This is a genomic window from Phycisphaerae bacterium (assembly GCA_035384605.1).
Classification (GTDB): domain Bacteria; phylum Planctomycetota; class Phycisphaerae; order UBA1845; family PWPN01; genus JAUCQB01.
This window is the reverse complement of record DAOOIV010000158.1, coordinates 1-9059: the sequence shown is the minus strand read 5'-3', so window position 1 is coordinate 9059 and position 9059 is coordinate 1. Positions and strand designations below refer to the sequence as shown.

The following is a 9059-nucleotide window of genomic DNA, read 5'->3' as shown; positions in this document are numbered from 1 at the left end:
TCCGGGCCGAGCGGGCGAGAGTGCGGCCCGGAAAGGATTCCGGGCCGAGCGGGCGAGAGTGCGGCCCGGAAAGGATTCCGGGCCGAGCGGGCGAGAGTGCGGCCCGGAAAGGATTCCGGGCCGAGCGGATACATTTGGAGGCGCATGCCCACGCAAAGCCGTGGGCATGGTACCCGGCAAAGCCGTGGGCATGGTACCCGGCAAAGCCGTGGGCATGGCACCCGGCAAAGCCGTGGGCATGGCACCCGGCGCACTGCGATCAAGAGACATGGGCGCAAGCCGCACAGGTATTCGGCCGTAAGGTTCTAACGACAAGCCGGAAGCCTGCCCCGTACGGACCGTCGTCTGACACATACAGCTCGATGCCCTACGCAAGCTGTTGACCGGAAAAACCTACCATCCGACAAGGGCTGTTGATCGCACACGGCCCACTAAGAACGCGAGCGAAGGGGGCCTTATCGCCAGAGCTCTTCCGGCGGTTCGATCGCATGCGGTTGTTGTTCCGGGTCGCTGCGAGAACTGATCTCAAAGGAATAGGAGTAGCTGATCTCGGCGAAGCGGTTCCGCAGGTCGATTTTCACCCAGTCGTAGGGCGGGATCATCACGTGCCAGTAAACGTGCATTTCCCATTCATCCGAGAAGAACAGGAAGTGGGAGACGACGAGAATGTACGGAGAGACGACCACGCCGGCCCATTCGGTCTGGCCGGTGATCCCCAGCTCGGGGTGATTCGTTTCCAGCCATGGGATGAACATGTCGCGCATTTCCCCGGCCGTGGGCCCAAGATTGTTCAGGAATTCGTCGATGTCACCTTCTTCGACCGTCAGCGTTTTGGTGGCGGTTGCCTGCTTGCCGGAGCGCCAGCCGGTGACGGTTACGGTCAGCTCCTGTCCCACGGAGGCCTCTTCCGGAATGACCGTGACCTCGGCCACCTGGGCGGGGGTAATCGAGGTGGGCTCGACGGTGACGGTGGCGCCGGGCGCCGTGGCGGTCAGGGTGACAGCCTCACCGTGTCCCGTGCCTGCGGTTTCGTTGACCACTTGCATGAGCAGCACGCAATGCTGCCCTGGGATGACGGGCTGGACGATTTCAGGTTGAATCTCCAGTTCGAAAGATGAGACTTCGACGGGCGGTTCCGGAGCCGGGATGCAATTCGCGGCCAGAACAAGGGGCACGACGAGGCAGAAAAGAGCTTTCATGGCGTGCTACCTTTCTCCATGCAGGTTGCACCAACAGTGACGGACGTTTTTCAGCTTCCGGCCGGGGAAGCCTGCGGCGGGGGCATGATGTGTCGGCCGTGGCAGTCGGTGCAGATGCTGCCCGCCGTGATCATGCGGCCGTTGGGCCCGGGATGGCCTTCATATTGCTCCATAAAACGTTTTGCTTTGCGCTGCGGGTGGTGCGCCGGATCATGGCACTGTCCGCAGTGGGCGTCGACCTGGTCGCGGGAGAAGACGATGTCGGGTCGGGCTTTTTCCTTGGGATCGACGGCATGAGCCTTTGAGGGCCCGTGGCAGTCGACGCAGAGCGTGCCGGTCTGCTCGTGGGTTTCAGCAATCGTTTCGTTGCGGAATGTTGGATGGCATTCGAGGCACTGTTCATTGCCGGCGGTCCGGCCGCCACGTGGTTTTCCGGGTGCCGCACACATTACGGTGGCAACGAGCAGGATGGTTGAAGCCGTGACACGAAACCACATTCTATTCATGAGCTGCCTCCTGATCGGTCGGGAAAGCCATTGAGTACCCTGCCTGTCTGAGGGGGCGAGCAGGCGCGGCATTCACGAGTGGTGGATTATAGCGGGCAGGCATGGCGGGTGAAAGGTCGCGGGAGAATCTGAGGAACATGAGGAATGACCAAGGTTCAATGGCGGTCAAATCCGAATGACGAAGCCCGACTGACGAAGCAGCCCCGAAACCCGGATGACGCAGTCCACGGTGGCGGGCAGGTTTGCCCAGAGGGGCATCGTTATTATCCAGTCCGAACTTCGTCATTCAGCGGTTGTTGGGGCTTGGGAATTGGACATGCCACTCGGATTGCGAGCCGGACCTGCGACGGGGGCTTGTCATGTCGAAGGTGTGACTCGGCGGCGTGGAAGGGTTCAGCGGTGGTTGGAGATGTCGCGGGTGACGGCGCCATAGCGGCGTTCGCGGGCGGCGAAAGCGCGGATGGCATCGGCGAGGTGTTGCTTTTTGAAGTCGGGCCAGAGGACGTCGCAGACATAGAGTTCGGTATAACTGATCTGCCAGAGCAGAAAGTTGCTGACTCGCATCTCGCCGGCGGTGCGGATGAGCAGGTCGGGGTCGGGCACGCCGGTGGTGTAAAGCGAGTTGGCGATCGTGGCTTCGTCGATATCCTCGGGCCTCAATTCGCCGGTCTGGACCCTGCGGGCGACGGCCCGGACCGCGTCGACGATCTCGTTGCGCGAGCTGTAGTTGATCGCCAGGCAGAGCTTAAGGCCGGTATTGGCGGCACTCATCTGCTGGGTGATATCCAGCTCGGCCAGCACCTTGTCCGGCAGTCCCTGGCGGCGCCCGATCTGTATCAGGCGGACGTTGTTTTCCATGATCGTGGGTCGTTCCTTGACGAGGTAGTCCGCATAGAGGTCCATGAGGGCGTTGACCTCGTCGGGAGGGCGTTTCCAGTTTTCGGCGCTGAAGCTGTAGAGCGTCAGGGCCTCGATCTGGAGGCGTGCGCAGTAGGTAATGGTCTCGCGGACGTTGGCAGCACCTTCGATGTGGCCGCGGATGCGGGGGAGGTTTCGCTGGTTGGCCCACCGGCCGTTACCGTCCATGATGATGGCGATGTGGCGGGGAAGCCGGCGGCGGTCGAGGCCCAGTTCCAATCGCGGGTCCAATGGCGGCTCAGGCATCATCTTCTTCCAGGTACCGCTCGCCTCGGAATTCCTTCCGGGTCGCCTCGGATGGCGGAATCCGTTTCGCCTTCCGTGACGATGAGGATGGGAATGCTCCGCGCAGAAGGCCCCAGAACGGATTCTGGGGCCAGCAAACTGCTGATGGCTTACCCCGTTCGCGAAGCGCGAAAGGGACGGAGGAAGCCGTCGGTTCAAGGCCGAGTTCAAGCCCCGGATCGAGCGACAACGGGTATCTCATTCTCAATTCCACATTCGCCATTGGCCATTCCTGGGCGTTGCGGCATGCAACGCTGGGGCTTGTTACGACCGCATGAGCGTCTGGGTTCGTTCCGGCCCGACGCTGACGATGGAAATCGGTACGCCGATGAGCGTCTCGAGGCGGTCGATGTAATCTCGGGTCTCGGCCGGGAGCTGTCCGATCGACCGAGCCTCGCGCAAATCCTGTTTCCAGCCGGGCATGTACTCGATGACCGGCTCGACCTGCTCCATTAACACGGCATCAGCCACGAGACCGGGGAGCGTGCCGGCGGAGGTCCGATAGCCGGTGCAGATACCGACCTGTTGGAGGCCGGTGAGGGTGTCGAGATGCATGACCGCGACGTGGGTGATTCCGCTGAGTCGTGCGCTGTATCGGGCGGCGACGGCGTCGAACCAGCCACAGCGGCGCGGGCGGCCGGTGGTGGTGCCGTACTCGTGGCCGCGGTCGCGGATGTACTGACCGATTTCGTTGTCAAGTTCGCTGGGGAACGGCCCGGCGCCGACGCGTGTGGTATATGCTTTGGTGACGCCCAGGCAGGTTTTAAGCGTTTGGGCGGGCACGCCCGCGCCGGCCGGCACGCCGATGGCGCTGGTGGAGCTACTGGTGACGAACGGGAACGTTCCGTGATCGATGTCCAGTAGCGTGCCGTTGGCTCCCTCGAAGAGCAATCGCTTGCCCGATTGCATGGCGTCGTAGAGGAACATCGTGGTATCGGTCACGTTGCCGCGCAGGCGGTCGGCGAAGCCCAGGTATTGTTCGGCGATGGCCTTGGCGTCGAGCGGCTCCCGGTCGTTGTAGAGGGCGGCGAACATGGTGTTTTTGAACTGAGTGATGCGTTCGATCTTCCGGCGAAGCTGGTCGGGGTGGGTCAGATCGATGACGCGGATGGCCGTGGCTCGCTGCATCTTATCGGCGTAACAGGGGCCGATGCCACGGGCGGTGGTGCCGATTTTCTTGTCGCCGAGAGCCGCTTCCGAGAGACTGTCTTGCTTCTTGTGCCAAGGCATGACCAGGTTGGCCCGGTCGCTGATCCGCAGGCGGTCGCCGATGGTGATTCCTCGGGCGGCGAGCTTGTCGATTTCGTCGATGATGCCGGCCAGGTCGAGTGCGACGCCGGGCCCGACGACGGCCGTTTTGTTGGGGCTGAGCACGCCGACCGGGAGCAGGTGCAGGGCGAACTTTTCGGTGCCGACCACAACGGTGTGGCCGGCGTTGCCGCCTCCGTTGAAACGGATCACGATGTCAAAGTGCTCGGTGAGCAGGTCGACGATTTTGCCTTTGCCTTCGTCACCCCAGTGCATGCCGACGACGCACGTATGTCCCAGCTTGTTGAAATCCATGTCCTTCTCGCTTCAGTACTTAAGGGCGGAGACAAAGCCCCAGGCGCCAGCGCCGGTCCGGCGTTTTCCTGCCATGGAGGCCGGCGTGTCGCCGGCGCTCCGGGTTGTGTTGAAGACCCTCAGGCCCCGGGGCGGGCGCACCATCTGTGCGCTCGGTTCCGGCGGACTCTGATTGGTGGACGCTTTGTCATAGGTTAATGGCGGGGGTTGGGGGCGTCAAGCCGTGCAGCAGCAGGGGGGCCGGGGGTGTCCCGACGTTGCCAGTGGGAGGGACTCTGTCGGGATCGGTATTGATTGCGCCGTGAGTTGAACGTCGTCAGAGACGGAATGTGGCGGCGATACACAAGAGAATCAGGATCATGCCGGTATACTGCAGAGCGGTCAGCAGTACCCAGAGTCCAGCAATCGGCCAAAAGTCACGGACGATGGAGAACGGCAAGCCAGCCCGTCTGGCCCGACGCGCGAAGACTGCTCGAACCAGGACCATCATGCTGACGGGGTTGCCGATCAAAGCCGCGAAGACAACAAGAAGCCACACGGAAGGGTGTGGCAGAAGAGAGACGGGCAGGACCAAGACGACCGGCCAGAAGAACAGGATGACGGCCGGCAAGAGTGTGATAGGCCGGATGTCTTCATCCATCAGGGGTTGGGCCATCCGTAGTTGTTCCGGATCAAACATCCGGCCGCATTCCGGGCAGCGGTTTTTGGGCAAGCCGGTGAGGTTATAGTCGCAGTGGGGGCAGAAGAGGGTGATGGGGTCCTGTGGTTCCAGTCGGGGCGGCTTGTTCATCCCGCATCCGTTTCTCCCGGTGGGCTGAAGGTCACAGGGCGGTTCATCCCTTCGTCCCGAAGAGGCGCTCCATGAGCTGATCGCGCGTGAGGTTGAAGTGTGCGGCAACAGTAGCCAGGATGCCGGCCAGCGTTCCCAGTTTCAGCGGCGAGTGTTGAGGAACCGTAAGGTGATGCTCGCCGCCCTGTTGGGTGGTCAACCGAACGTGCGAACCTCTCTGCCGCGTTGGCTGGTAGCCCAAGACGGCAAGGGCCTTCGTCAGGTCATCCCCAGAAAGATCGCGTGGAAGCTTCATATGGAGATGACTTCCTCGCGCACCAGGTGCAGTCGAATGATTTTCGGGCGGCTGTCGGCGTCGAAGTGGCACTCAACGGCCTCGCGGACATTCGCTCGCAGTTCGTCGAGCGTTTCGGCTTCCGTGAAGATGGCCTCGCCCAAGGCCCGGGCGGTGTATCCGCCTTCCGGGGCTTCCTCGACCAGAAAGATGACTTCATTCATGCTCGTTCCTCGCGTTTCGTTTCAGCCAGTATCATACCATGTTTCGACGGCGTGTGAATCACGCCAACCAGGCTACTCGCCCACGCAGAGCCGTGGCCATGGCACCCGGCACCCGGCCGTGGGCATGGCACCCGATCCTTATGCTGGTTTGGCAAATCGACTGATGATCGTCTCCGCGGATTTCAGTCCATCCACCGCCGCGGAGATGATGCCTCCGGCGTAGCCGGCGCCTTCGCCGACAGGGTAAAGGTTCCTGGTGGAAACCGATTCGCGGGTCTGCGGGACGCGGAGCATCCGCACGGGGCCGCTGGCGCGGGTTTCGGGGGCGGCGACGAGAGCATCGGGGCCGCCGAAGCCGGGAAGACGGCGATTGAGTTGCTCGATGCCGCGGGCAATGGATTGGGCGATCCCATCAGGAAGGATTTGCCGCAGGTCGGACCACTGGCCGCCAAGGGGGTAGCTGGTTTCGAGCTTGCCGTCGGATGGGTGGCCCTGGACAAAATCGCAGGCTCGCTGGATGGGCAGCTTGTACGAGCGGCCGGTGATTTCGAAGGCCGTCCGCTCGATCTGCTCGAGGAAATCGAACGTGGCCAGCGGATCGTTCTGCACCGGCGGATGGACCTCGCGAGGGTCGACGGTGACGACCAAACCGCTGTTGGCCAACGGTCCGCTGCGCCTTGAGCGGCTTGCGCCGTTGGTGGAGATTTCGCCGGGTGACTCGTTCGTGGGCAGGATCATTCCGCCCGGGCACATGCAGAAGCTGAACACGTCGCCGCGATCACCGGCGGCGCCCTTGGCGACGAGGCGGTATTCGGCGGGCGGCAGGCGAGGGTGGCCGCAGTGCGGGCCGTATTGCCAGCGGTCGACCATGCTTTGCGGGTGCTCGATGCGGACGCCGAGCTGGAACGGCTTGGGCTCGAAGGCCACACCGCGACGGCCGAGCATGCGGAGCGTGTCGCGGGCGGAGTGGCCGACGGCCAGGATCACCGGCCCGCAGGCGATTGTTTCGCCGTTGACCACGATGGCCGAGAGCGCGCCGTCGCGGATGACGAGGTCATCGAGTCGCGATGAGAACCGCACCTCACCGCCAAGTTGCTCGATTCGCTGTCTGATCCGTCGGCAGATGGCCGGGAGCCTGTCTGAGCCGATGTGCGGTCGGCTGTCGATGAGAACGTCCGGGTCAGCACCGTGCTGGTAGAACGTTTCGAGGATCATTCGGGCGCGCGGGTCATTGACGCGCGTATAGAGCTTGCCGTCGGAGTAAGTGCCGGCCCCGCCCTCGCCGAAGAGCAGGTTGGATTCCGGGTTGAATCGGTGCTCGCGGTAGAAGCCGACCAGGACGTTCTGATTGCGGGTCTTGACGTCCGGCCCGCGGTCGATGACCAGCGGGCGATAGCCGTGGCTGGCCAGCAGCAGGGCGGCGAACATGCCCGCCGGCCCGAACCCGACAACCACCGGACGGCCGGCCAGGGACTCGCGGCCGGGCTCCAGCGGCGGCGGTTCCTCGGACGTGATCAAGGCGACATCAGCACGGCGCAGCCGCTTGACGAGCTGAGCCTCTTGTCTGGGCGAGCCGCTCAGGGCCAGCTCGATGTTATAGACGAAGCCGAGACGATCGTGCTTGCGTGCGTCCAGCGACCGCCGGACGATGGCCCACAGGCGGATGTCCTCGGGCTTGATGCGCAGGCGTTTGGCCGCCCGGTCGGGCAGCAGGTCTTCCGGCTCATCGAGCCCCAGCGTCAATCCTCGAACGGCGATCGGCATGGTATGAGTGTACGGCCCGACGTTGCCGACGTGCAACGTTGGGGAATTGCGAATTGCGAGTTGAGAATGGGGAATTGATGAAGCCCGATCCTGGAGACCAGCCGGCAGGCGTCTATGAGCGGCTTGCCGCTGGACGGGCGCGTGACGGGCGTTTGGTATAGGCAGCGATGACAGCGAAGCCCCAGAAGAAGACCAAACGCCGCGTGGTGATGGCTCGTCTCGTACCGCTCAAGAAGGTCGACCGCAGCTTCGACATCGCGTTCTGGCGGCGAGTGGGTGTGGAAGGCCGCCGGCACGCGATGCGGGAGATGGTGAGAGAAGTCTATCGGATGCGAGGCGAGGATGTCCCCGAGTTCAAGGTTGAGAGACCTGTTGAGAATCTGACCAGGAACAAACGTCTGGCCGCGCGTCCGCAAGACCTGGTGGATGTGCGAAACCTCACCCGGCTGCCCGCTAAACGGAAACGCCGGCGAAAACCACGTACCTGAGCGTCGCGTCGGTGTTTTCAGATCACTTCCGGAAGATGACTCCCCGATCGAACTTCTCCGCCTTTTCCAGAGCGTCCAGGATCGGCATGCGGCCGTACTTGGGGTTATCGAACCAACTGTCGATGGCGAAGGCGCCGCCGCCGGCGTGGTAGATCCATGACATCTGGGCGAAGAGCGGATCGCCCCAGTACTCTGGGTGTTTGGGGTTGAACCGCTCGAAGATGCCCATGTTGTAATCGCGGTGCAGTTCCGGGGTGATCTTGGGGTAGCTCTTGTCGTCGTGGTTGTCGGGGAAGGTGCCGCCCTCGGTGCTCAGGATCGGGATCGGGTGGGGCAGGTATTCGCTCATCAGGTGGATGAGCAGTTCGACGCCCAGGTAGCAGGTGTTGTTTTTCATCAGCGAGTCGATGCGCTCGGCCTTGGTGGCGTGCGGCATGTTGCGTTTGGCATCGAAGGGGTAGTCGAGCGGGTGGTTGGACGTTCCCAGGTGCGTGCCGAAGGCCGCGCCGGCGAACGCATCCTCGATCTTGTTCCATTTCTTGAAGGTTTCGAAGCAGTCTTTCCACCACTGGCCGGCGGATCGCCCGTCCTCGCCGCCGACGCTCATGGCGTAGAAGACCGGGATACCGCCTTGCCTGGCGATCATCGGTTTGACGCGAAGCCACTGTCTGCAGACGCGGCCGGTGCGGTCGGGCTTATCCCACTCGCCGGTTGCCCATTCGAGGCTGAGGTTGGGTTCATTGCCGGATTCGATGTAATGGGCGCCGGCCTTGACGTAGGCGGCCACCAAGCTACGAAATTCTTCTTCTTCCTGGCTTTCGCGCGGGTAGAAGGGGGCGGGTTGCGAGACGTAGATGCGCACGACCGGTTCGACTCCCTGTCGCCGGCAGGCCTTGACGACCTCGATCTTGTTATCTCCGCAGGCCAGGACCTTAAACCAACTGAAGCCGTATCTGTCTTTGAGCTCCTTGAAGAACGCATCCGGGTCGGAGGGGACCCACATGCAGTCGGGGTTGTCGTGGATGCCCCAGCCGGTGTCCGGGGCGGG

At 62.9% G+C, this 9059-nt stretch carries 11 protein-coding genes; 2 read left to right on the top strand and 9 right to left on the bottom strand.

Annotation, left to right across the window (positions count from 1 at the left end; translation table 11 throughout):
- A partial coding sequence (locus PLL20_20580; protein ID HPD32396.1) for a hypothetical protein occupies nt 1–301 on the top strand: 301 nt, incomplete at its 5' end.
- A 154-nt stretch (nt 302–455) separates the two neighbouring features.
- Here the strand turns inward: PLL20_20580 and PLL20_20575 are convergent.
- From PLL20_20575 to PLL20_20540, 8 genes are all read right to left on the bottom strand, one after another.
- Nucleotides 456–1199 carry a hypothetical protein gene (locus PLL20_20575; GenBank protein ID HPD32395.1) on the bottom strand — a complete coding sequence of 248 codons (744 nt, stop codon included), beginning with the start codon at nt 1197–1199 and terminating at the stop codon, nt 456–458.
- A gap of 50 nt (nt 1200–1249) precedes the next feature.
- Complete coding sequence (locus PLL20_20570) at nt 1250–1705, bottom strand: hypothetical protein (GenBank protein ID HPD32394.1); 456 nt, start codon at nt 1703–1705, stop codon at nt 1250–1252.
- Nucleotides 1706–2098: 393 nt separating this feature from the next.
- Nucleotides 2099–2869, bottom strand: coding sequence for an isoprenyl transferase (locus tag PLL20_20565; protein HPD32393.1), 771 nt, complete (start codon nt 2867–2869; stop codon nt 2099–2101).
- Nucleotides 2870–3172: 303 nt separating this feature from the next.
- Nucleotides 3173–4471 (bottom strand): adenylosuccinate synthase, encoded by a 1299-nt coding sequence (locus PLL20_20560; GenBank protein HPD32392.1) that lies wholly within the window; start codon nt 4469–4471, stop codon nt 3173–3175.
- A gap of 316 nt (nt 4472–4787) precedes the next feature.
- Nucleotides 4788–5261 (bottom strand): hypothetical protein, encoded by a 474-nt coding sequence (locus PLL20_20555; protein HPD32391.1) that lies wholly within the window; start codon nt 5259–5261, stop codon nt 4788–4790.
- 43 nt (nt 5262–5304) lie between these two features.
- Nucleotides 5305–5556, bottom strand: coding sequence for a type II toxin-antitoxin system HicA family toxin (locus tag PLL20_20550; GenBank protein ID HPD32390.1), 252 nt, complete (start codon nt 5554–5556; stop codon nt 5305–5307).
- A complete protein-coding gene (locus tag PLL20_20545; GenBank protein HPD32389.1) occupies nt 5553–5759 on the bottom strand; it encodes a 2-oxoisovalerate dehydrogenase in 207 nt (68 codons plus the stop codon). Before PLL20_20545 ends, PLL20_20550 begins: the two co-directional genes overlap by 4 nt.
- A gap of 138 nt (nt 5760–5897) precedes the next feature.
- Nucleotides 5898–7523 (bottom strand): FAD-dependent oxidoreductase, encoded by a 1626-nt coding sequence (locus PLL20_20540; protein HPD32388.1) that lies wholly within the window; start codon nt 7521–7523, stop codon nt 5898–5900.
- A 167-nt stretch (nt 7524–7690) separates the two neighbouring features.
- Between PLL20_20540 and PLL20_20535 the strand changes: the two genes are divergently transcribed.
- Nucleotides 7691–8011 (top strand): hypothetical protein, encoded by a 321-nt coding sequence (locus tag PLL20_20535; GenBank protein HPD32387.1) that lies wholly within the window; start codon nt 7691–7693, stop codon nt 8009–8011.
- Between the two features lie 22 nt (nt 8012–8033).
- Here PLL20_20535 and PLL20_20530 read toward each other — a convergent pair.
- Nucleotides 8034–9059 (bottom strand): hypothetical protein (locus tag PLL20_20530; protein ID HPD32386.1); only part of this gene is annotated, 1026 nt, incomplete at its 5' end.